Source organism: Acrocarpospora sp. B8E8, from assembly GCF_039871605.1.
In the GTDB taxonomy this organism is placed as follows: Bacteria; Actinomycetota; Actinomycetes; order Streptosporangiales; family Streptosporangiaceae; genus Acrocarpospora; species Acrocarpospora macrocephala.
This window is the reverse complement of the sequence record NZ_JBDPLV010000001.1, coordinates 482981-503386: the sequence shown is the minus strand read 5'-3', so window position 1 is coordinate 503386 and position 20406 is coordinate 482981. Positions and strand designations below refer to the sequence as shown.

Here is a 20406-nt window from a genome sequence, read left to right as displayed (position 1 = left end):
GCCAGAAGTTCAACAGTTGCCCGGCCCGACATTTCCGGATATTGGGTGATGTAAATCACGCGACGGGGACGGGCTGGGCGGTGGCGGCGTGGGCCGCGGCGCTGTGCCGTACGGGGATGAGCAGCAGGAGCAGGCCGACCAGGGCCCAGGCGGCCAGGACGGTGAGCGGGACGGTGAGGGCCGCGCCGTCGAAGAAGACGGTGTTGCGGATGGCCACCGTGCCCTGGCCGATCGGGAGAGCCTGGCCGATCGCCGCGTACCACTCGGGGATGAAACGGGCGCCGAGCGGGCCGCCGCTGGCGGGGATGCCGACCACGACGAACAGCAGGGCCGCCAGCCCGACACCGGGGGTGCCCAGCACCCGGACCAAGCCCGCGACCACCAGGCCGAGGGTGAAGGTCACGGCGGCGGAGACGGCGGCCAGCCCGAGGTACGCCCCGGGGAGCGCGCCGAAGACCACGTCGGCGAGCCAGGCGTTGGCCAGCGCGACCGTGACCGAGGCGAGCGCGATGACAACGAGCTTCTGGCCAGAGCTCGCTCCGGCGTGACCGGCCAGGACGGCGATGGCGATACCGGGGATGACCAGGGCGAGCACGTAGAACATGCCGGAGACGCCGCCGGAGTCGCCGGGGGGCAGCGGGTAGGCGTCCTCGACCGTGAGCTGCTGGCCCTGGGCCTGGGTGACGCCGGTGAACACCTGGGTGATCACCGTGGACGCGGTCCGCCCGCCGGCGCTGGCGACGATCAGCTTGGCCTGCTGCGGGAGGACCACGGCCTCGACCTCGCGGTCGCCGAGCGCGGTCCGCGCGCCGGCCTCGTCGGCGTAACTCGTGATCTCGAACGCGCCAGGCTTCTTGGCGGCCAGCCCGGCGTCGATTTGGGCGGCCAGTTGCGCGGGCGCGACCACGCCCACCGGCACGCCATGGGGTTCGGGCTGGTGCAGCGCGCCCACGAACGAAGCGGCGAACGCGAGCCCGATGAGCGTCACCAGCACGACGGCCGGGAGCAGCTTCCTCATCGAATTCTCCTAGTGATGACTTCAACAACGTTGAGTTCACCATAGACGAATTCAACATGGTTGAATAGTGGGTATGGAGAACGAGACCAAGAGCGGCCGGCGGCCAGGGAACACCCAGACGCGGGAGGCCATCCTGGAGGCCGCGATGACGTCCTTCATCGAGCACGGCTACGGCGGGACGACGATCCGGGGCGTAGCCCGCGCGGCCGGGGTGGATCCCGCCCTGGTCATGCACTTCTTCGGGAACAAGGACGGCTTGTTCGGCGAGTCGATCAGGAACGGCGGCATGCCGATCCGGCAGTTGGTCGAGTCCTTCGACGGCGACCTGGAGACGCTCGGGGAACGGCTCACCACCCGCTATTTCGCGCTTTGGGAGGATCCTGAGATCGGTCCACGGATCAAGGCGGTGGTCGTGTCCGCGGCCACCTCCCCCGCGGCGGCCGGGATCCTGAAAGACTTCATGATCCATGAACTGGCCGGGCCGCTGGGCAAGCACCTCGGGTCCGACCATCCCCAGCAGCGCGCCCTCCTGGCCGCCTCCCAGCTCATGGGCATCGTCTTCGCCCGTTACGTCATCCAGATCGAAATCCTGACCGCCCTCACACCGGAGGAGATCGTGGCCTGTGTGGCACCTTCCATCCAGCGGTTTCTCACTGGGGATCTTCCCCTCCGCTGACTCCGTAATAGGGTGGTAAAGAGACCATTTACGGAGGTTCAAGTGGACACGGCGACCCTCCAGACGCAGACGCGGCTGATCCTGCGCCAGAAGATCACCATGATGATCAACCGTTACGTCGTCCACATCGCCGAGCCCGACGGCTCCGACGGTCCGGTCGTGGCCTTCGCCGAGCAGAAACGCCTGACGCTGAAAGAACAGGTCACCCTTTATACGGATGAATCGCGAGGTGAGGCGCTTGCCGCCTTCAAGGCGCGCAAGGTCATCGACCTGGCCAGCGGCTACGACGTGGTGGACGCGTCCGGAGTTCCCATTGGACTGTTCCGGAAGGACTTCGGCAAGTCGTTGCTCCGTTCCACCTGGCATCTCCAGCAGCCCGGCCTGCCCACCATGACCGGCCAGGAACGCAACCCGCTGGTGGCCATCCTGCGGCGCTTCACCGACTCGCTGTCGTGGCTGCCCTACCACTTCGACTTCAGCGTGGGCGCCTCCATCGCCTTCTCCGTGGAACGCCGCTGGGGCCTGCGCGACACCTACGCCATCGACATCAATGACCCACGCCTCGACCGCCGCCTGGTCATCGCCATGGCCGTAGCCCTAGACGCCCTCCAGGCACGCTAACGATCCACACAAGGTCCCGGGAACGATCTGACGCGCCCTGATTAGCCGTTCTGTCTGTGCGGTCCCGGGAACGATCTCACCCCCCCCTTGACGCGCCGACGGATCACGGTTCCGTCTGTGACGGTGCCGGGTATGATCACGCGCCCTCCGGGCTCGCACGGTTCCCTCTGTGATGGTGTGGGGAACGATCGGACGCCCTCCGGGTGCGCCAGCGATTCACCGTTCCGTTCGTGGGATCCGGAACGATCTCACGCCCTCCGGGCGGGCCAGCGAATCATGGGACGGCCCGGGAATGACCGGACGCCCTCCAGTCGCGCCAGCGAATCACCGTTCCGTTCGTGGGATCCGGAACGATCTCACGCGCTCCGGGCGGGCCAGCGAACCACGGGATGGTCCCAGGAACGACCGGACGCCCTCCAGGTGCCTGGCGATTCACCGTTGCGCGAGTTGACGCTCGGGTGCGCCCTTCACTTTGCCGTGACCTGGGCGAGCAGTGTTCCTGGAGCCGTTGGCCGGGTGGGAATGGTGGGCAGGTGGGGGTTGGGGGCCGTGTTTTGGGGAATACATCTCGCCGAGTGGCGTGTTATCGTCGATGTAGCTCGCATGTTTCTGGCCCGATTCTGGGGCACGTGCGACCGGCCGATCTGGCCGAGTTTGTGACCGCGCAGCTTGTTCATTCGTTTCGTGATGCCTGCGGTCATGCCAACTTCCCCATATCCGCAAGGACAAATTATGACTCTTACCCAAACTCATGTGGGTGAGCCCAGGACGCGTTCCCGGAACAACGCGGTCAAACCCGCGGTGCTCCGCGAGGTCAGCGGGATCCTGGACGGCTCCACCCTGAAAACCGAAGGTTACCTGCGCGGTCCCAGCGACGTCACGGTCCCGAAAGACCTGCTCGCCGGGCTCAGAACCGGGGACGTGATCACCGGCACCGCCCAGGGCGGCCGACTGATCTCGATCGCCACCGGGCCGCCGCGCAACCGTCCCGCGTTCGCCGACCTCACTCCTATCCATCCCACCGAACGGCTCCGCCTGGAGACCACCAAGGGCGTGCTGTCCACCCGGGTCCTCGACCTGGTGGCGCCCATCGGCAAGGGCCAGCGCGGCCTCATCGTGGCCCCGCCCAAAGCGGGCAAGACCCTGCTCCTCCAGGCGGTCGCCAACGCGATCACCGCCAACCACCCGGACTGCCATCTGATGGTCGTGCTCGTCGACGAGCGGCCAGAAGAGGTCACCGACATGCGCGAATCGGTCCAGGCCGAGGTCATCGCCTCCACCTTCGACCGTCCCGCCACCGACCACATCACGGTCACCGAACTGGCCGTGGAGCGGGCCAAGCGGCTCGTCGAGCTGGGCCACGATGTGGTCATGCTGGTCGATTCGATCACGCGGCTGGGTCGTGCGTACAACATCACTCAGCCCGGCGGCGGAAAGGTGCTCACCGGCGGGATCGACGTGCGGGCCATTCACCCGCCCAAGCGACTGCTCGGCGCGGCCCGCAACCTGCGCGAGGGCGGCTCGCTCACGATCCTGGCCACCGCGCTGGTCGAAACCGGCTCCAAAATGGACGACAACCTCTTCGAGGAGTTCAAGAGCACCGGCAACATGGAGCTCAAACTCACCCGAAGCCTGGCTGACCGCCGCATCTTCCCCGCCGTCGACGTCACCGCGTCCGGCACCCGCCGCGAGGAACTCCTGCTCGACCCCGCCGAGCTCTCCCTCGTCTGGAAACTCCGCAAGGCCCTCCACGGCCAGGACTCCTTCGAGCCCTTCCTCACCCGTCTGAAGGAGACCTCCTCCAACGCGGAACTCCTCCTCGGCATGCGCGCCGCCTGAGAAACAGGACTATTTGGCGGGCATTCCTGCTTTGGGCCTAGCCAACGAAGCGCCGGACCGCTCAGGCCCTTCCTCACCCGCCCGAAGGAGATCTTCTCCAACGCGGAAGTCCTGCTCGCCATGCGCGCTGCCTGACAATAGGACTCGTTCGTTGCTCACCCGGCCGAAGGAGATGCGCGCTGCCTGATAACAATGGGCGGATGCGCCCCGAGTGGTCCGAGCTTCCTGTCCGGCATGTGGTGCCCGATGTGGTGGGTGCGCTTGAGTCGGCCGGAACAGCCGTGCTCACTGCGCCGCCGGGGACCGGGAAGACGACGTTGGTGCCGCTTGCGCTTGCGGGGTTGGTGCCTGGGTTGTTCTTTTCGGGTGGGCGGGTGGTCGTTGCGGAGCCGCGGCGGATCGCTGTGCGGGCGGCGGCCCGGCGGATGGCGTGGCTGCTTGGGGAGAAGGTCGGGGAGCGGGTCGGGTTCACGATTCGGGGGGAACGGCAGGTCGGTCCGCGTACGCGGGTGGAGGTGGTGACGACCGGGGTGTTGCTTCGGCGGTTGCAGCGTGAGCCCGAACTTGACGGGATCGATGTGGTCGTCATGGACGAATGCCATGAACGCCATCTCGACGCTGATACCGCCCTCGCGTTCCTGATCGATATTCGGGAGGCTCTTCGTCCGGACCTGCGTCTTTTGGCGACGTCCGCTACTACCGACGCGACGCGTTGGGCTCGGCTGCTCGGGGGCGCGCCGGTCATTCATACCGAGGGTGCCACGCACGCGGTTGAGATCGTCTGGGCTCCTCCGGTCCAGCCGGTCGCGCCGCCGCACGGGCTGCGTGTCGATCCCGCCTTTCTTGCTCATGTCTCCGATGTCGTACGGCTGGCGCTGGCACGGCACGAAGGCGACGTGCTCTGCTTTCTGCCGGGAGTGTCGGAACTGGGCAGGGTGGCGCGGATGTTGCCTGACGTCCAGGTTCTGGAGGTTCACGGTCAGGCGTCTGGTGCCGTACAGGATGCGGCTTTGAGTCGTGGTGTGGGGCGGAGGGTGATTCTGGCGACGTCGGTGGCGGAATCCAGCCTGACCATTCCTGGGGTGAGTGTCGTGGTTGATTCGGGGCTCGCTCGGGAGCCTCGGATGGATCATGCGCGGGGGCTGGGATCGCTGGTGACCGTACGGGCCTCGAAGGCGTCGGCCGCGCAGCGGGCCGGGCGGGCTGGGCGTGAGAGGGACGGGTTCGCCTATCGGTGCTGGTCGGCGGGGGAGCATGAACGGTTGCCCGAGTATGCACAGCCGGAGATCGCGCTTGCCGATCTCACCGATTTCGCGCTTCAGGCGGCCTGCTGGGGAGATCCCGACGCGAGCGGGCTGGCGTTGCTCGATCCGCCTCCGAGTGGGGCAATGATCGCCGCGCGGGACACGCTGATCGCTCTTGGCGCTGTGCACGGCGGCCGAGTCACTGCGCGGGGCCGGAAAATGGCCGACATTGGAGTACATCCCCGGCTCGCCCGCGCACTCATCGATGGCGCGAATCAGGTCGGAGTCCGTCGGGCCGCCGAAATTGTCGCCCTGCTCGCCGACCGGTTCCCCAGTTCGGCGTCCGACGACTTCGTCTCAGTCCTGCGCTCGGTCCGGCGGGGAAACGACAGCCTCTCCGACCGCTGGCGCCAGGAAACCCGCCGTCTCACCGAAGCCCTCGGCTCCGCGCCTTCGGGACGGCACGTTGGACAGGATGACCAGGTTGCTGGGCTGGTGGTGGCTTTGGCGTATCCGGAGAGGGTGGCGCGGCGGCGTGGTGAAGGGGGCTTTGTCATGGCTTCCGGGACGGGGGCTGTGGCGGGGTCGGGGTTGAGTGAGGCCGAGTGGCTGGCTGTGGCGGTGGCCGATCGGGGGGTGGGGAGTTCGGTGGCGCGGGTTCGGCAGGGTGTGGTCATCGACGAGAGGATCGCGCGGATCGCGGCGACGGCGCTGCTGGAGGAGACGGAAGAGATCGGCTGGCGGCGGGGCGAGATCGTCGCCAGAAGGGTCCGGCGGCTGGGGGCGATCGAGCTGTCGTCGGTGCCGCTGGTGGATGCCGATGTACGTCCGGCTGTGCTGGACGGGCTGCGCCAGGAAGGGGTGGCGTTGCTGCGGTGGACTTCGGATGCCCGCGCGTTCCGGGAACGTCTGGCGTTCTGCCACCGGGTCGTCGGGGAGCCGTGGCCGCCGGTGGACGATACGGCTCTGGTAGATGCGGCCGAGCGGTGGCTGGAGCCGGAGCTGTCCCGGGTCCGGCGGCGAAGTGATCTGGCGCGGATCGACGTGCTGGCTGCGTTGCGGCGGCTGGTGCCCTGGTCGGCGCGGATCGAGGATGTCGCGCCTGAGCGGGTCGAGGTGCCGAGCGGGTCGAAGATCAGAATCGACTACTCCGGGGAACGGCCGGTGCTGGCGGTCAAGGTGCAGGAGCTGTTCGGCTGGGACGACGCCCCACGGATCGCGGGAGTGCCCCTCACCGTGCATCTCCTGTCGCCCGCGGGGCGGCCCGCCGCGGTGACCTCGGATCTCGCGTCCTTCTGGCGGGAGGGATACCAGGCCGTCCGCGCCGAACTCCGCGGCAGATACCCGCGCCACCCCTGGCCGGAGAACCCGATCGGCGCAGCCCCCACCCGCCAGACGAACCCCCGACGTGCCTAGAGGTATCCGTAGATCCACCTGGTCGCCGATCGGTCCTTCAGCCCACGATCTCGTCATCGGCATGCGCGGCGAATTGGTTCGAGCGAACCTCGGCCATCCGCTCATACCGGTGGATCCGATTCCCCCAGTCGGCGTCGACGCCGAACGCCACTTTCGCGAATTCCACGCCCTTGATCGCCTCGGGCAGTGCGGGATCACCCGGTGCGTACACCTTCCCGCCAATGGCGATCGTGTTCGGCGGGACGAAGAACTCCTCCGGCAACGCGGTGCGAGCGTGCACCGCAGCGCCGATCGCGACGACCGCCCCCGCCCCAAGCGCCGCCTCCTGGAGCACGGTCACACCGGTGGCCAGATAGGCGCATCGCGCCACCCTGCAGCCCAGCAAGGTCGCCTGCGGGCCGACGAAGACATGATCGCCCAACGTCACCCCGCCGCGTAGCACCGCGTTCTCACAGACGACCGAGCACTCGCCAACCTCGATCGCGCTCTCCTCCGCGTCAAGGACGGCTCCGTACATCACCCGTACCCGAGGACCGATCCGTACCTGGCCGACCAGCGTTGCGGTCGGGGCGACGTACGCGGAGGGATCGATGATCGGCTCATGACCACGGTGACGGATCAACATGGCCACCATCATGCGCCCGAATTGCGGAACTCCACGTCAGATCAACCGCAAGGTCCGAAAGCCGCCACAACCACGACGAATTCGTGCGCCTGGGCGGCGTGGCGCCGGGTGGACGTGGCTGAAGCGCCGCGACAGGATACGCGCATGCGATCTCGAACGGCCGGTATGTGGTGGGGCGCCGCTATTGAAGCGCCCGAGCCCGGTGCCTTGGCGCGGTTCTATTCGGAGTTGCTTGGTTGGCCCATCGGCCACGAGGAACCGGGAACGTCGATTATCGCCGCCCCTCAGGGATCCATCTATCTGGTGTTTCAGCAGGCCGCCGATTACCGGGCCCCCGTCTGGCCGCCCGTCGACGGGGAGCAGCGCCCGATGATGCACTTCGACTTCCAGGTCGGCGACCTCGATTCCGCTGTCGCCGACGCGGTCGCCCTGGGAGCCTCGCTGGCCGCGGCCCAACCGCAGGAGAACGTCCGCGTGCTCCTCGATCCGGCCGGCCACCCCTTCTGCCTCTGCCTGGACGAGGACTAGACCGGAGCGGGCTGGGCCGCCGTGGACGCGGGCGGTGGTCCATGGTCAACACGTGGCCGTCACTCGGTCGGCAACTCCAGCTTTGACGCAAAGTAATCGCCTGCGAACCCTCTGAAATCCGCATTTAGGGATATTTCATCCGAAATCGGTACATAACGTCCTTTGGCAGGTCAATTTCGCCGGACCAGGGGGATACATGGGACAGGCTCGTCTTCGACTAGCCGCGATCGGCACCTTGAGCGTGCTGGCCAGCGGCATCGGTGGGACCACAGCGTGGGCGAACCCCGCGCCACCGTCACCGGGCATGACCGAAAGTCCGCCTAGCGAAATGCCGTCGGAGGAGACGACGCCGCCGGAGGGGTCGGAGAGCCCGACCGCCAGCCCGACGGCGACCGAGGCCGACCCGACGACCGCACTGCGGCAGGCGCTGACCAAGTCGGCGCAGGCATCCAGCAACATCGGCAAGTTCACCTTCACCTCGGGCGACACCACGGCCAACGGCACGTACCAGTACCAGGCCAAGCCGTCCGTCGTCCTTGAGGCCAAAGCGACCGACCTCACCTTGAACGGCAAAGCGAGCTCCGCCAAACCCGAACTGATCGTGAGCGGCGGCACCGCGTACGTCAATCCCGACGGCCTCGCCCAGGGCGCCCAGGGCCCACCCTGGTGGAAGGTCGCCCTCGCCGACCTCAAGGGCCCGCACGGGCAGGCCATCCGCAAGATGTTCGACACCGCCACGGTCACCAACCCGGCCACCATCGAGAAGCTCGTCCACGCGTACGAGGACGTCAAGATGGTCGGCACCTCGGAAGTGGACGGCAAGACCGTCACCCACTACACCGCCAACTACAACGTGGACCTGGCCAAGGCCGCCTTCGGCGTCGCATCCGCCAGCCCGATGGAGAGCCCGGGCGCCACGGGCGTCCACGAACTCCGGTCCGACATCTGGGTCGACGAGCAGGGCATGGTACGCAAGTCCCGCTACCGCAACGAGGAAGGCGAGAAGCCGCAGTTCACGCTGACCTCGACGGCAACCGAGTTCGACAAGCCGGTCTCGGTCCAGCCGCCACCGGCCGACCAGACCAAGCAGGTCACGCCGCAGATGCTCAAGCAGTTCGGTCTGGGCGGCTGACACCCACCGCAGAAGGTACGCCCCCGAGGGGGCGTGCCTTCGCCTTGCCGGGGCGGACCCGGCATGATCGCCGCATGAGTGAGTGGCGAGTTCTCGTTGAGGAGAACGTCGGGCGGTTCGACCGCAAGGAATGGCGGATCTCGGACATCTACGAGGTCGACGGGGGTCGGGAGGAGGCCAGGTCCATCGCGTACGAGCTGGCGATGCGGCATCAGCCGAAACATCCAGGAGTGGAGGCGGATCGGGCGGTCTATCGGATCAACGAGGACATGTGGCTGACCATGGTCATCGGGGCGACGTCACGGTTCCACTACCGGGTCACGGTCGCCGAACTTTTCGCGCGCGCGTCCACGGCGAAGGAGTGATAGCTTGGTGATATCACTTCAATAGCAAGGAGGAGCCGATGGAGCGACAGGCGTTCCGGGTCAACGGTTTCTGGGTGCTGCTGGCGACCGTCGTAGTGGTCGCGGCTCTGGTGGTGTTCGGCATTTCCGGCGACGAGGGCACCGCGATCGTCAGCGTAGTCGTCGCGCTGCTGCTGTTCGGCCTGGCCTCCACCGGGTTCACGGTGATCAACCCAAACGAGGCGAAGGTCATCCAGTTCTTCGGACGGTATGTGGGCTCGGTGAAGGACCCCGGGTTCCAGTTTGTCCTCCCCTTGACGGACAAGCGCCGGGTCACCCTGCGGGTGCGCAACTTCGAAACCGCCAAGCTCAAGGTCAACGATGCCGACGGCAACCCCGTGGAGATCGCCGCTGTGGTCGTGTTCCGGGTGGTGGAGACCGCCAAGGCCTCGTTCTCGGTGGACAACTACGAGAAGTATGTGGCGATCCAGTCGGAAGCCGCCGTCCGCCACCTGGCCACCACCCATCCGTACGACTCGCATATCGAGGAGCGCACCAGCCTGCGCGACGGCGCGACCGTCGCCGAAGAGCTGACCACGGAACTGCGCGAGCGCACCGAGCTGGCCGGGATCGAGATCATGGAAGCCAGGATCACCCACCTGGCCTACGCGCCGGAGATCGCCCAGGCGATGCTGGTCCGCCAGCAGGCCTCGCAGGTCGTCGCGGCCCGGCGGCAGATCGTGGAAGGCGCGGTCGGCATGGTCCAGCTGGCGCTGGACCGGCTGAGCGCGGAGCACGTGGTGGAGCTCGACGAGGAACGCCGCGCGACTATGGTCTCCAACCTTCTGGTCGTGCTGTGTGGCGACCGCGCGGTCCAGCCGGTGGTGAACACCGGCAGCTTGTATGCCTGACGCCCGGCGCGAGCCGAAGAAACTGCTGCTGCGGCTTGACCCCGCCGTCCACGAGGCCATCGCCAAGTGGGCGGCGGACGACCTCAGAAGCGTGAACTCGCAAATCGAGTTCGCTCTTCGGCTCGCGCTCAAACAGGTGGGGCGCGGCCCTCGCGAACCGCGCGATGAGTGATGCATCGGCTTGGTTACAAGACTTCACACCGCCGGGGGGTGGGGTCAGACTCTGGGCATGTCGTGGGTCGGTCGTACCGCTGTGGAGATCGCTGAAGCCGTGCGGAACGGGAAGGCCACGGTGCCGGGGGTCGTGGCCGAACATCTCGCCGCCATCGAGGCGCGGGCGTCCGCGCTGGGTGCCTTCCGGAAGGTGCGGAGCGAGGAGGCCGTCCGGGAGGCGCAAGCCGTACAGGATCGGGGTGATCTCGCGGAGTTGCCGCTGGCCGGGGTGCCGGTCGCGGTCAAGGACAACATCGAGGTGGCGGGCGAGGCCACCCGGAACGGCTCCGCGGCCACGCCCGCCGAACCCGCGACCGCGGACCATCCCGTGGTGGCCCGGCTGCGGCAGGCGGGCGCGGTGGTCGTCGCCCTCACCAACGTTCCCGAGCTCAGCCTGGTCGCCTTCTCCGACAGCGTGTACGGCACAGCTCGCAACCCGTGGAACCTGGACAGAACGCCCGGTGGTTCGTCGGGCGGGAGCGCGGCGGCGGTGGCTGCCGGGCTCGTGCCCCTGGCGGTCGGCAACGACGGCCTCGGCTCGCTGCGCATTCCGGGCGCGTGTTGCGGCATCATCGCCATCAAGCCGGGTCTCGGCGTGGTTCCCGCGCCGACGCATGACTGGTTCGAGATGTGCGAGAACGGCCCGCTGACGACGACCGTCGCCGATGCCGCGCTCGCCCTCGGCGTCATGGCCGACGACGCCACACTCACTCCCCGAGCTATCGATCTGCGCATCGCGGTGGTGCCCAACCCGCTGCCCGTGGGCCTGTCCATCGACAACGAGTTCCAGCTCGCGGTCGAGGAGGCGGGACACGCCCTCCGCGAAGGGGGCCACACCGTGGTGCCCGGCCGCCGCCTGCCGCCCATCGTCGGCATGTCGTCAATCGTGGCCTGGTACTCCTGCGCCGCCGAGGACTCTCAGGGCCTTCCCGTCGCCAAGCTGGAACGCCGGACCCGCACGCTGGCCGCCGCCGGTCGCACCGTCCGCACCCTCCACCTGGACGGCACCCGCACCCGCGACCGCTGGCGCGCCAACGGCGCCGACCTGTGGTTCGGCAACGCCGACGTCCTCCTCACCCCCACTCTCGCCCACATCCCCCCGAAAGCCCACCGCTGGGGGCGACGCGGCCTGACCAAGAACACCCTCCTCAACGTCGGCTACGCCCCCGTCACCGCCGCCTGGAACCTGGCCGGCTGGCCCGCCATGACCGTCCCGTACGGCCGCCACTCCACCGGCCTGCCCATCGGCATCCAACTCATCGCACCCCCAGGCGCCGAACCCCAACTCCTCGGCCTCGCCACCCACCTGGAATCCACCCGCCCCTGGTCCCGCCACGCCCCAAACTGAGAGTGGTTCTCCCTTCGACCAACTAGACGCCGATGGGATGCCAGACGGTTTTGGTTTCGAGGAAAGTCGTCATGCGGGCGGTGCCCGGGTCGGCGAGCCAGTCGATTGCGTCTGTCGGGGGACGTAGGACGCGTTTGAGGTTTTCCGCGGCGAGTTCCTCGCAGGTGAGGGCGAGTTCGGGGGACGCGCCGGTCAGGTCGAGGGCGTTGACGTCCATGTGGCCGGCCAGCCACGGGGCGATTTCCTCGGGTTTGCCGGTGAGGATGTTGACGACGCCGCCGGGGAGGTCGGAGGTGGCGAGGACCTCGGAGAGGGTGATCGAGGGAAGGGGGGCGCGTTCTGAGGCGATGACGACGCAGGTGTTGCCGGTGACGATCACGGGGGCGAGCACGCTGATCAGGCCGAGGAGCGGACCCATCGGCGGGGCGACGATGGCCACGACGCCGGTCGGCTCGGTTGAGGAGAGGTTGAAGTAGGGGCCCGCGACGGGGTTGGCCGAGCCGCGGATGGCGCCGATCTTGTCGGACCACCCGGCGTACCAGACCAGGCGGTCGACGGCGGCGTCCACGAGTTCGGTGGCCTTCTTGGTGGAGACGCCGTCGGCGGCGACGAGTTCGGCCGCGAACTGGGCGCGGCGGCTTTCCAGCATTTCGGCGATCCGGTAGATCACCTGCCCCCGGTTGTACGCGGTAGCCCCGGACCAGCCCGCGAACGCCTTTCGGGCGGCTACCACCGCATCCCGGGCGTCCTTGCGGGACGCCTTGGACGCGTTGGCCAGGAAATCGCCCTTGGAGGAGGTCACGACATAGGACCTTCCGCTCTCCGATCGGGGAAACGCACCGCCGATGAACAGTTTGTACGTCTTGCGAACCGACAGCCGCTCACTCATCGAAGGTACGCCTCCAGCCCATGACGCCCGCCCTCGCGGCCGTACCCGGATTCCTTGTAACCGCCGAACGGCGACGCCGGATCGAACCGGTTAAACGTGTTGGACCAGACGACCCCGGCCCGCAGCCGATCCGCCGTCCACAACATCAGCGACGCCTTCTCCGTCCACACCCCGGCGGACAGCCCGAATGGCGTGTTGTTCGCCTTTTCCACAGCTTCTCCGGGCGTACGGAACGTCAGCACCGACAACACCGGCCCGAAGATCTCCTCCCGGGCGATGCGATGCGACTGCGCGACCCCGGTGAAGATGGTCGGCGGGAACCAGAACCCCCGATCGGGGATGGCGCACGCCGGAGACCACCGTTCGGCGCCCTCCTGCTCCCCCATGTCGGACAGCTCCCGGATCTTGGCCAGCTGAGCAGCCGAATTGATTGCCCCGATATCGGTGTTCTTGTCCAGCGGATCGCCCATCCGCAGCGTGCCGAGCCGCCGCTTCAGCGAAGCCAGCAACTCACCCGCGATCGACTCCTGGACCAGCAACCGGGACCCGGCGCAGCACACATGCCCCTGGTTGAAGAAGATCCCGTTCACGATCCCCTCGACCGCCTGATCGAGCGCCGCGTCCTCGTACACGATGTTGGCGGCCTTCCCCCCGAGCTCGAGGGTCACCTTCTTCCCGGTGCCCGCCACCGACCGCGCGATCAGGCGCCCGACCTCGGTCGACCCGGTGAACGCGACTTTGTCGACATCCGGATGGTTCACCACCGCCGCACCGGTTTCGCCCGCCCCGGTCACGATATTTACGACGCCGGGAGGCAAATCCGCCTGCTGGCAGATCTCCGCGAACAGCAACGCCGTCAGCGGGGTCGTTTCCGCGGGTTTGAGCACGACGGTGTTCCCGCAGGCCAGCGCCGGCGCGATCTTCCAGGCCAGCATGAGCAGCGGGAAGTTCCACGGGATGACCTGGCCCGCGACGCCGAGGGGGCGGGTGCCGTACCCGGCGTATTCGAGTTTGTCCGCCCAGCCCGCGTAGTAGAAGAAGTGCGCGGCGACCAGGGGCAGGTCCACGTCGCGGGACTCGCGGATCGGTTTGCCGTTGTCCAGGGACTCCAGGACGGCTAGTTCGCGGGCGCGTTCCTGGATGATTCTGGCGATCCTGAACAGGTATTTGGCGCGTTCGGCGCCGGGCATCGCCGACCAGGTGGTGAACGCCTTGCGGGCGGCCTGGACGGCCAGGTCCACATCGGCGGCCGAGGCGGCGGCGATCTCGGCGAGTTTCTCCTCCGAGGCGGGGTTGATCGTCTTGAACGCCGACCCCGACCCGTCCACGAACTCGCCGTTGACGAACAGCCCGTAGGACGGCTTGATGTCGACGACATCGCGCGACTCGGGCGCTGGTGCGTACTCGAACATCCTTAGTCCAATGTGAAGTATGGGTGTATCACGACGACCAGCGTAGACGGTCATCCCGACCGCCCAGAGGGCACATCCAGGGCACTCGGCACATCCGCCGTGCCCTCGAAGAAGGCGTTCATCGCCTTCCGCGCCCGGTCCGCCGCGTTCGGCATCAGGTGCGAGTACACCCGCAGCGTGAACCCCGGATCGTCATGCCCGAGGTACTCGGCAACCGTCCGGATGTCCACCCCGGCCGCGAGCCAGGCCGACGCCGCGGTGTGCCGTAGGACGTGCATCCCGTTCTCGCGCGTGTCGGGTATGCCCGCAGCGGTGCGAGCCGTACGCCACAACCGGTTGAAGTCGTTGCGGTTCAACGCCTTCCCCGAGGGAGTCGAGAACACCAGCTTCACCGTGCAGGGCTTCCCCTCCGGAGTCCGCCAGGGCAGGGTCACCGCCACCGGCGGGTACTGCTGGATGTGCGCGGCAAGGCGCAGAGACACCGCGTCGGGCAGGGGGACCGTACGGGGCTTGTCCCTCTTCGGCAGGCTGAACACCAGCGACCCGTTGATGATCCGCACCTGGCGCTGGACGTGGACGACCCGTCCGAGGAAGTCGATGTCGTCGACCGCGATGCCGAACGCCTCGCCCTGCCGGTGGGCGCACCCTGCGGCGAGGTAGACGATGTCGTCGTATCGGTCGGGCAGGGCTTCGGCCATGTCCTCGACCATGCGGAGCGTCCAGGGGACGACCTGCTTGGGGATGACCTTGGGCGGCTTGACGGTCTTGGTCAGCAGCGGATTGCGCGACACGACCCCGTCATCTACCGCCGTGTTGAAGATCGTGGAGACCCACATCACGACGCCGCGGATCGTGGACGGCTCAAGCGTGTCCTGCATCTCCTTGATCCACGCCTGAATCAGGGAAGGCTTGCGGGCCAGCACGCTCATCGACTGATCGCCGATCTTGTGGCCGAACACCCACTTCCCTAATCGGCTGTTGATCTGCATGAGCGTTCCAGGGTCGCACGTCAGTGAGTCCCGCCACTGCTGGCCGCAGTCCCGCAAGGTGACCCGCCCGGCCTTCGGGTCGATGTAGTCGCCCTTGTCCAAGCTGGCCTTGATCTCGGCGTCCTTGCTCTCCGCGTCGGTGAGCTTCGAGAAGTTCAGCTTCGGCTGTTTCCCGCTCTCGTCGCGCCAGCGGACCTGCCAGCGCTTGCCCTGGCCGTGCTCGGCGGTCGGCACCTTGGGTGGCCGGCACTTACACCTGTCCTCGCCTGGACTCGGCCGCGACTTGTGCCACCTGTCGTAGACAGCCACGTCACATCCTTTGGGATTGATAAAAGATGTCGATCATGGCCTTGATCACGCGGAGTGGCACGCCCGCCTTGAGCGCTTCTGTAAGCGCTTGAGTGACGGGCTCCAGCGCCTCCTTGTGACGCACGTACTCCTCTGCATAGGTGGGCCTTCGGGGATCATGCGGGCGATTCACCTTGGAGAACCGATAGGCCTCACCGGGATCCGGATGGTTCGTCAGCGGCCCATCACCCGTGGCCCAGTACCACGCCGTACGTGCCCGAACTCGCCTGGTGGGGGTCAGCGCGACCGCGTCGTCCTCATCGTCGTCGTACGCGGGAACCTCACCCGGCAGGAGTAGGCGGTTCGGCGCCACCTCCAGGGCGAGCGCGAACGCGACGAGCTCGTCGGCGTCGACTCGCCGTTCACCCTGCTCGACCTTGTGAACGCCCGAGGCCAACACCGGCCGTCCCAGATCTTCCATCCGAGACGAGAGCCCGCGGACCGTTATCCGGGCCGCTTCCCGTAGCCCCTTGATGTTCCTCGACACACGCATGCCGGTAGGCCCCGGCGTCTGGATTGTTCCCACACGGGGGACAGTACCGACCGCTTGACGAACACACAACATCACTACAAGGATGTCCCCGTCACGTCCCTACAGCAGATGACTCTGTTCTTACAGAAAGGACAAAGATGCGTAAGAGTCAGCCGCCTTCCGGCGGGCGGCGCCCCCTCGCCACCGAGGACGACCTTGCCGAGTTCCTCGACAAGCCGAAGGGCACCCTTCGGAACTGGCGCTATCGAGGCATCGGCCCCACGTGGGCCCGGCTCGAAGGCGGATCCGTCCGCTACCGCTGGGCCGATGTCGAGCGCTGGCTCGACCAGCAGTCCAGGGGCAAGGGCGGGAAGGCCGCCTGATGTACGCCACCGAAAGCAGCTGGCCAGACACCCCCGCACACGCGAACGGCGTGAAGGGGTCCAGCCCTTCACGCCGTCAAGAGTCACCGCCCTGCAGGCCAGCAAACTCGACCACCACCGTACAACCCGTCGCCGTTGACGAGCTCCGCCAGCTCGTCCAGCCCCGGACGGTGGCAGGGGCAGGTACGGCATGAACGACGACTTTCAATACGCCCTGCAGCGCCTCGACCAGGTCACCGGCTACGCACCCCAGGGCAGCGGCTACCGGCGCAAAGCGCGGTGCCCCGCCCACGACGACCGGGCCCCGTCCATGACTGTGGGTCTCGACGAAAAAGACCAGGTCTGGTTCAACTGCCATCGCAACCCGGGATGCACCCAAGACGAGATCCGTCACGCGCTCGGCCTCCCGCCAATGCCCACCCGCCGGACAACTCCCGGCCTCGGTGGCCGCGGTAGCCGCGATGACTTCGTGCCGTGCCGCCGCGAGGGTCACAAGAAGGTGGACGAATACGACTACCACGACGAGCAGTGGAACATCCTCTTTGGCGTCGCCCGCTGTGATCACAAATGCTTCCCCGGCTGGCAGCCCGACCCGACCGCCCCATTCGGGCGCCGCTGGAACCACGACGGCGTGCGCATCGTGCCGTACCGGCTTCCCGAGATCCTCGCCGCCGTCCAGCAGGAACGCGTGGTGATGATCACCGAGGGCGAGAAGGACGCCAACGCGCTCCGGGCGCGGCCCCTCATCACCGCCACCTGCAACCCCGGCGGTAGCGGACGCGGCTGGCCAGCCGACTTCGCCCGCTACTTCAGCGGCGCCGACGTGACAATCGTCGCCGACCGGGACGAGGCCGGCCGCCGCCACGCCCAAGCCATCGTCGACAACCTCATGCCCGTCGCCCGATCCCTGTACGTCACCCAAGCCCGCCACGGCAAAGACGCCGCCGACCACCTCGCCGCGGGCGGGACAACCGGCGACTTCATCACCGTGTGGGAGCCCAAGCCCTACGTACTGGAGCCCAGCGGGTGAGCATCCCGACCGAACCCGACTGGCGCCCCGACGTCAAGAAGAAGGACGCCGAGGTATCCACCGACGACGGCTGGACGGCCAGATCCAGGCTCGGCACAGTGCTCTCCCGCTCCCAACTGGCGACCCTGCCCAAGGTTCAGCCGCTGGTGGCGGGTGTCGTGTCGTGGCCAGCGGCGATCGTACTGATCGGGGCGTACGCGCTCGGGAAATCGGTCCTCGCTCACGCCCTCGCGTGCTGCATCGCCACCGGCACGAACTGGCTCGGCCACGCCACCACCAGGCGTCGTGTTCTGGTGGTGGTTGGCGAAGGCGCCTACGGCCTCGACGCCCGGATCGGCGCATGGGAAAAGGCGTGGAACAACAGCGTGCCGGTCTCCGACGACGACCTCACGTTCATGATCAAGCCGGGCAGCCTCCGCGACGCCTCGACCTGGGACGAACTGACCGAGTACGCGGTCACCGGAGGGTACGGCTTCGTCGTCCTCGACACCTTCTCCAGCCTCGCCCCCGACGCTGACGAGACCAAGGACACCCCCGTGATCATGCGGCGGCTGTCAGACCTCTCCGCAGCGATTGACGGCAGCACGATGCTCGTCCACCACCCCGGATGGTCCGATGCCGGTCGCGCCCGGGGCGGCTACACGTTCGAGGCCAACGCCGACGAAGTACTGATCCTCGCCGGACTCGCCGAGGGCTCGGACATGCTCACCCTGACCCGCAAGAAGGTCAAGGACGGACCCAACGGCGCCATCCTCTGGCTCCGGCGCAGGCCCTCACACGGGTCCGTCATCATCGAGGGCGCACGCCACGACGACGCATCTGTCCCGCTCCGCGAACGCATCGTCGGCGTCCTCGGGGGCTGCGGGGACGTCGGAGCGAGCGGCCCGCAGATCTCGAAAGAGATCGGCATCGACGACAAGGGCCGATCCGGGTTCTACAAGGCTCTGGCCAAGACCGTCGACGAGCAGCTCGTCACGAAGGTCAAGTCCCGCTACTACCTCACCGAGCACGCCCCGGACGGCGGCGAGACAGCCGCACGTGTGAGCAAGGACGGAGAGCTCGGCATCTGCGAGGGATGCGGCGGGGAAATGGTGATCCTCGACCACGGCCAGACGCGGCACTACGGCACCTGCGACGTCCCGAAGGTGTCGGCGTGAACGTGCTCACCCACCACACCGAGTGGACTGACGGAGTGGACTCGGGCGGAATCCGCGCCCTCAGTAGTCTTCGCCAGTTCCACCGCCAGTCCACTACGGGTGGACACATCAACACCAGGTCAAACGCTGCTCGCTCCGCGAAAGTCCACTCCATTCCACTACCCGTGGACGAGGGGCAAGCGAGTCCACTCCACCCCCCCTCTTTAGGGGGTGGACTGGACACTCGCGACCCACTCCACAACCACCGACCAACGGGAGAATCCATGATCCCCGCCCACGGATACGAAGCAGTCTTCAAGAAGAACGGTGGCGGCGAATACACCCGCCCTGTCATCGCCTGGGACCACGAAGGCCGACCACTCATAGCCGGAACCCGCGGCTTAGTCGCCGTGGATGAGTGGTCCCCCTTCGATTTCCAACGGGTTGAGGAGACGGCCGCACTCCACACGATCCTCCCCGGGGGCGGATGGGAAGCCGAGATCCTCGACGAGGAGACCGGTCAGACCCACATCTCGCCCATCATCGCCTGGGCAGTCGACAAGGGCGGGTACGGCACCGCCATCGTCTTCCATGACCAGGAAGCCATCCCCCCTGTCCTCCATCGGTGGCGTCCTCACACACATCGACAGCAGGGCGCGCCCCGAGGCCAGTCAGACCGGCAAGGAGACCTGATGCGAGTCCCAGCCAGCGGCCTGTACTTCGCGGTCGTCCCCGAGACCATCACCGGCCCCGCCACCGTCACCGATGCCTGCCCCGACTGCGACGCCGACACCACTCTCACCCCCAATCCCGACGGGTCGTGGTCGCTGTCCATCTCCCACGACGGAACCTGCCCGGCATGGCGAGCCATCCGGGCTGCTCGATGACCTTCTCCCACCACGAAGCCGCCCAACCCCAGCAAAGGAGAAAGACCCGATGACATGGATCGACACCCACGGCGAGGTCACCCTCGACCCCACCCCCGACCCGTTCACCGTCCGCGACGCCGAGCTGGACAAACTCGCCGCCCACGTAGCCACGAACATCGTCCTCAACCATGAGATCCGCTCCCGCGCCGACGGCCACCCGTTCGGCGGCGACGACGAGGACCTCCCGCCGTTCGACGCCGACCACCTGCTCGAAGCCCGTGTCCACCTCATGCAGCAGGTACAGCGCTACGACGGCAAGACCATCGAGGTCGAGGGCCTGGTGACCTTTTTCGACGAGGGCGGTCACCAGGTGATGATCCCCTTCGACCGGCTCAAGGCCGAGCACATCGACGCCGCCGAGATGATCCTCGCCGCCCGCTACGCCTGTGCCATCTCCGAGGCGAACGACATCAGCGCGACCTTCGCGGGCCTTGAGCGGCTCCGCCAGTACCCCAACGCCACCGACAACTAGAACTCAGGCCGGACGCGTCCCAACCGCGTCCGGCCTCCAAGAGAGGATCCCATGGACCTGCTCGATATCTACCGAGACGCCTACCTGGCCATCCGCGCCAAGCACGGACACCCCGACGAGCCGATGCTCTACCGGGGTTGGGTGTACTGCGAGACCCTCCCGCCCAAGGGGTGGGACCGCACCCAGTACGGCGCCTACTTCGACGAGGCCCACAGGCTCACCGCCTGGTACCTGGTGGCCCGCACGTACGCGGCTAAGAAGCGCAAGACCACTGAGGACCGCTCCGCCTATCTGGCGGCATGCGACCGGTACGCCATCGACGGGCACGACTTGTGGTTCGCCGGCGAACCCGCCCAGGCCGCCCTCATCTGATCACAGCCGCCCCCGCCCATAACGGGGCGGCCCCCTCCACCTTCTCACGCCCACGACCA

The 20406-nt window shown here is 67.4% G+C and carries 21 protein-coding genes and 1 pseudogene; 16 read left to right on the top strand and 6 right to left on the bottom strand.

Annotation, left to right across the window (positions count from 1 at the left end; all coding sequences use genetic code 11):
- Positions 1-55: 55 nt before the first annotated feature.
- Positions 56-1018, bottom strand: a complete 963-nt coding sequence (locus ABGB08_RS02440; protein WP_347585676.1) for a hypothetical protein — start codon at positions 1016-1018, stop codon at positions 56-58.
- A 73-nt stretch (positions 1019-1091) separates the two neighbouring features.
- On the opposite strand from ABGB08_RS02440, the gene ABGB08_RS02435 reads away from it, so the two are divergent.
- From ABGB08_RS02435 to hrpB, 4 genes and pseudogenes are all read left to right on the top strand, one after another.
- Complete coding sequence (locus ABGB08_RS02435) at positions 1092-1694, top strand: TetR family transcriptional regulator (protein ID WP_347585674.1); 603 nt, start codon at positions 1092-1094, stop codon at positions 1692-1694.
- A gap of 42 nt (positions 1695-1736) precedes the next feature.
- Complete coding sequence (locus ABGB08_RS02430) at positions 1737-2315, top strand: hypothetical protein (RefSeq protein ID WP_347585672.1); 579 nt, start codon at positions 1737-1739, stop codon at positions 2313-2315.
- An 801-nt stretch (positions 2316-3116) separates the two neighbouring features.
- Positions 3117-4154, top strand: a pseudogene (rho, locus tag ABGB08_RS02425) (transcription termination factor Rho); the annotation flags it as partial.
- A 200-nt stretch (positions 4155-4354) separates the two neighbouring features.
- Positions 4355-6814, top strand: coding sequence for an ATP-dependent helicase HrpB (hrpB, locus tag ABGB08_RS02420; RefSeq protein WP_347585670.1), 2460 nt, complete (start codon positions 4355-4357; stop codon positions 6812-6814).
- Positions 6815-6851: 37 nt separating this feature from the next.
- Here hrpB and ABGB08_RS02415 read toward each other — a convergent pair whose 3' ends face one another.
- Positions 6852-7439: an acyltransferase gene (locus ABGB08_RS02415; protein ID WP_347585668.1), complete on the bottom strand. Its 588-nt coding sequence runs from the start codon at positions 7437-7439 to the stop codon at positions 6852-6854.
- On the opposite strand from ABGB08_RS02415, the gene ABGB08_RS02410 reads away from it, so the two are divergent.
- The 6 genes from ABGB08_RS02410 to ABGB08_RS02385 all read left to right on the top strand — a co-directional run bounded on the left by ABGB08_RS02410 (position 7416) and on the right by ABGB08_RS02385 (position 11915).
- Positions 7416-7967 (top strand): VOC family protein, encoded by a 552-nt coding sequence (locus ABGB08_RS02410; RefSeq protein WP_347585666.1) that lies wholly within the window; start codon positions 7416-7418, stop codon positions 7965-7967. The genes ABGB08_RS02415 and ABGB08_RS02410 overlap by 24 nt on opposite strands.
- A 304-nt stretch (positions 7968-8271) precedes the next feature.
- Positions 8272-9099, top strand: a complete 828-nt coding sequence (locus tag ABGB08_RS02405) for a hypothetical protein (RefSeq protein WP_347585664.1) — start codon at positions 8272-8274, stop codon at positions 9097-9099.
- A gap of 74 nt (positions 9100-9173) precedes the next feature.
- The gene (locus tag ABGB08_RS02400) at positions 9174-9464 is read left to right on the top strand and encodes a hypothetical protein (protein WP_155347450.1); all 291 of its coding nucleotides are present in this window, start codon (positions 9174-9176) and stop codon (positions 9462-9464) included.
- A gap of 38 nt (positions 9465-9502) precedes the next feature.
- Positions 9503-10354, top strand: coding sequence for an SPFH domain-containing protein (locus tag ABGB08_RS02395; RefSeq protein WP_347585661.1), 852 nt, complete (start codon positions 9503-9505; stop codon positions 10352-10354).
- Positions 10347-10526, top strand: coding sequence for an Arc family DNA-binding protein (locus tag ABGB08_RS02390; protein WP_155359276.1), 180 nt, complete (start codon positions 10347-10349; stop codon positions 10524-10526). The genes ABGB08_RS02395 and ABGB08_RS02390 overlap by 8 nt, the downstream gene beginning before the upstream one ends.
- A 57-nt stretch (positions 10527-10583) precedes the next feature.
- Entirely contained in the window at positions 10584-11915 is a 1332-nt protein-coding gene (locus ABGB08_RS02385) for an amidase family protein (protein ID WP_347585659.1), read from the top strand.
- Positions 11916-11937: 22 nt separating this feature from the next.
- On the opposite strand, the gene ABGB08_RS02380 is transcribed toward ABGB08_RS02385, so the two are convergent.
- The 4 genes from ABGB08_RS02380 to ABGB08_RS02365 are packed head-to-tail and all read right to left on the bottom strand — an operon-like array spanning position 11938 to position 15974.
- Positions 11938-12804 carry an aldehyde dehydrogenase family protein gene (locus ABGB08_RS02380; RefSeq protein WP_347585657.1) on the bottom strand — a complete coding sequence of 289 codons (867 nt, stop codon included), beginning with the start codon at positions 12802-12804 and terminating at the stop codon, positions 11938-11940.
- Positions 12801-14216 carry an aldehyde dehydrogenase family protein gene (locus tag ABGB08_RS02375; RefSeq protein ID WP_155359273.1) on the bottom strand — a complete coding sequence of 472 codons (1416 nt, stop codon included), beginning with the start codon at positions 14214-14216 and terminating at the stop codon, positions 12801-12803. The genes ABGB08_RS02380 and ABGB08_RS02375 overlap by 4 nt, the downstream gene beginning before the upstream one ends.
- A gap of 50 nt (positions 14217-14266) precedes the next feature.
- Positions 14267-15514 (bottom strand): site-specific integrase, encoded by a 1248-nt coding sequence (locus tag ABGB08_RS02370; RefSeq protein WP_347585654.1) that lies wholly within the window; start codon positions 15512-15514, stop codon positions 14267-14269.
- Position 15515: 1 nt separating this feature from the next.
- Complete coding sequence (locus ABGB08_RS02365; protein ID WP_347585652.1) at positions 15516-15974, bottom strand: hypothetical protein; 459 nt, start codon at positions 15972-15974, stop codon at positions 15516-15518.
- A gap of 209 nt (positions 15975-16183) precedes the next feature.
- Between ABGB08_RS02365 and ABGB08_RS02360 the strand changes: the two genes are divergently transcribed.
- The 6 genes from ABGB08_RS02360 to ABGB08_RS02335 all read left to right on the top strand — a co-directional run bounded on the left by ABGB08_RS02360 (position 16184) and on the right by ABGB08_RS02335 (position 20347).
- Positions 16184-16408 carry a helix-turn-helix domain-containing protein gene (locus tag ABGB08_RS02360; protein ID WP_347585650.1) on the top strand — a complete coding sequence of 75 codons (225 nt, stop codon included), beginning with the start codon at positions 16184-16186 and terminating at the stop codon, positions 16406-16408.
- A 190-nt stretch (positions 16409-16598) separates the two neighbouring features.
- A complete protein-coding gene (locus tag ABGB08_RS02355; RefSeq protein ID WP_347585648.1) occupies positions 16599-17438 on the top strand; it encodes a hypothetical protein in 840 nt (279 codons plus the stop codon).
- Positions 17435-18595, top strand: a complete 1161-nt coding sequence (locus tag ABGB08_RS02350) for an AAA family ATPase (RefSeq protein ID WP_347585646.1) — start codon at positions 17435-17437, stop codon at positions 18593-18595. Before ABGB08_RS02355 ends, ABGB08_RS02350 begins: the two co-directional genes overlap by 4 nt.
- A gap of 263 nt (positions 18596-18858) precedes the next feature.
- Complete coding sequence (locus tag ABGB08_RS02345; RefSeq protein WP_347585644.1) at positions 18859-19461, top strand: hypothetical protein; 603 nt, start codon at positions 18859-18861, stop codon at positions 19459-19461.
- A gap of 49 nt (positions 19462-19510) precedes the next feature.
- A complete protein-coding gene (locus tag ABGB08_RS02340) occupies positions 19511-19975 on the top strand; it encodes a hypothetical protein (protein WP_347585642.1) in 465 nt (154 codons plus the stop codon).
- A 51-nt stretch (positions 19976-20026) separates the two neighbouring features.
- Positions 20027-20347: a hypothetical protein gene (locus ABGB08_RS02335; protein WP_347585640.1), complete on the top strand. Its 321-nt coding sequence runs from the start codon at positions 20027-20029 to the stop codon at positions 20345-20347.
- Positions 20348-20406 lie beyond the last annotated feature (59 nt).

What these genes read in the sequence shown, in the direction of transcription:
- ABGB08_RS02345 (WP_347585644.1), top strand. Translation starts at nt 18,859, where the DNA reads ATGATCCCCGCCCACGGATACGAAGCAGTCTTCAAGAAGAACGGTGGC.
- ABGB08_RS02355 (WP_347585648.1), top strand. Translation starts at nt 16,599, where the DNA reads ATGAACGACGACTTTCAATACGCCCTGCAGCGCCTCGACCAGGTCACC.
- ABGB08_RS02405 (WP_347585664.1), top strand. Translation starts at nt 8,272, where the DNA reads ATGACCGAAAGTCCGCCTAGCGAAATGCCGTCGGAGGAGACGACGCCG.
- hrpB (WP_347585670.1), top strand. Translation starts at nt 4,355, where the DNA reads ATGCGCCCCGAGTGGTCCGAGCTTCCTGTCCGGCATGTGGTGCCCGAT.
- ABGB08_RS02410 (WP_347585666.1), top strand. Translation starts at nt 7,416, where the DNA reads ATGACCACGGTGACGGATCAACATGGCCACCATCATGCGCCCGAATTG.
- ABGB08_RS02395 (WP_347585661.1), top strand. Translation starts at nt 9,503, where the DNA reads ATGGAGCGACAGGCGTTCCGGGTCAACGGTTTCTGGGTGCTGCTGGCG.
- ABGB08_RS02440 (WP_347585676.1), bottom strand. Translation starts at nt 1,018, where the DNA reads ATGAGGAAGCTGCTCCCGGCCGTCGTGCTGGTGACGCTCATCGGGCTC.
- ABGB08_RS02375 (WP_155359273.1), bottom strand. Translation starts at nt 14,216, where the DNA reads ATGTTCGAGTACGCACCAGCGCCCGAGTCGCGCGATGTCGTCGACATC.
- ABGB08_RS02390 (WP_155359276.1), top strand. Translation starts at nt 10,347, where the DNA reads ATGCCTGACGCCCGGCGCGAGCCGAAGAAACTGCTGCTGCGGCTTGAC.
- ABGB08_RS02380 (WP_347585657.1), bottom strand. Translation starts at nt 12,804, where the DNA reads ATGAGTGAGCGGCTGTCGGTTCGCAAGACGTACAAACTGTTCATCGGC.
- ABGB08_RS02415 (WP_347585668.1), bottom strand. Translation starts at nt 7,439, where the DNA reads ATGTTGATCCGTCACCGTGGTCATGAGCCGATCATCGATCCCTCCGCG.
- ABGB08_RS02340 (WP_347585642.1), top strand. Translation starts at nt 19,511, where the DNA reads ATGACATGGATCGACACCCACGGCGAGGTCACCCTCGACCCCACCCCC.
- ABGB08_RS02400 (WP_155347450.1), top strand. Translation starts at nt 9,174, where the DNA reads ATGAGTGAGTGGCGAGTTCTCGTTGAGGAGAACGTCGGGCGGTTCGAC.
- ABGB08_RS02365 (WP_347585652.1), bottom strand. Translation starts at nt 15,974, where the DNA reads ATGGAAGATCTGGGACGGCCGGTGTTGGCCTCGGGCGTTCACAAGGTC.
- ABGB08_RS02435 (WP_347585674.1), top strand. Translation starts at nt 1,092, where the DNA reads ATGGAGAACGAGACCAAGAGCGGCCGGCGGCCAGGGAACACCCAGACG.
- ABGB08_RS02335 (WP_347585640.1), top strand. Translation starts at nt 20,027, where the DNA reads ATGGACCTGCTCGATATCTACCGAGACGCCTACCTGGCCATCCGCGCC.
- ABGB08_RS02385 (WP_347585659.1), top strand. Translation starts at nt 10,584, where the DNA reads ATGTCGTGGGTCGGTCGTACCGCTGTGGAGATCGCTGAAGCCGTGCGG.
- ABGB08_RS02360 (WP_347585650.1), top strand. Translation starts at nt 16,184, where the DNA reads ATGCGTAAGAGTCAGCCGCCTTCCGGCGGGCGGCGCCCCCTCGCCACC.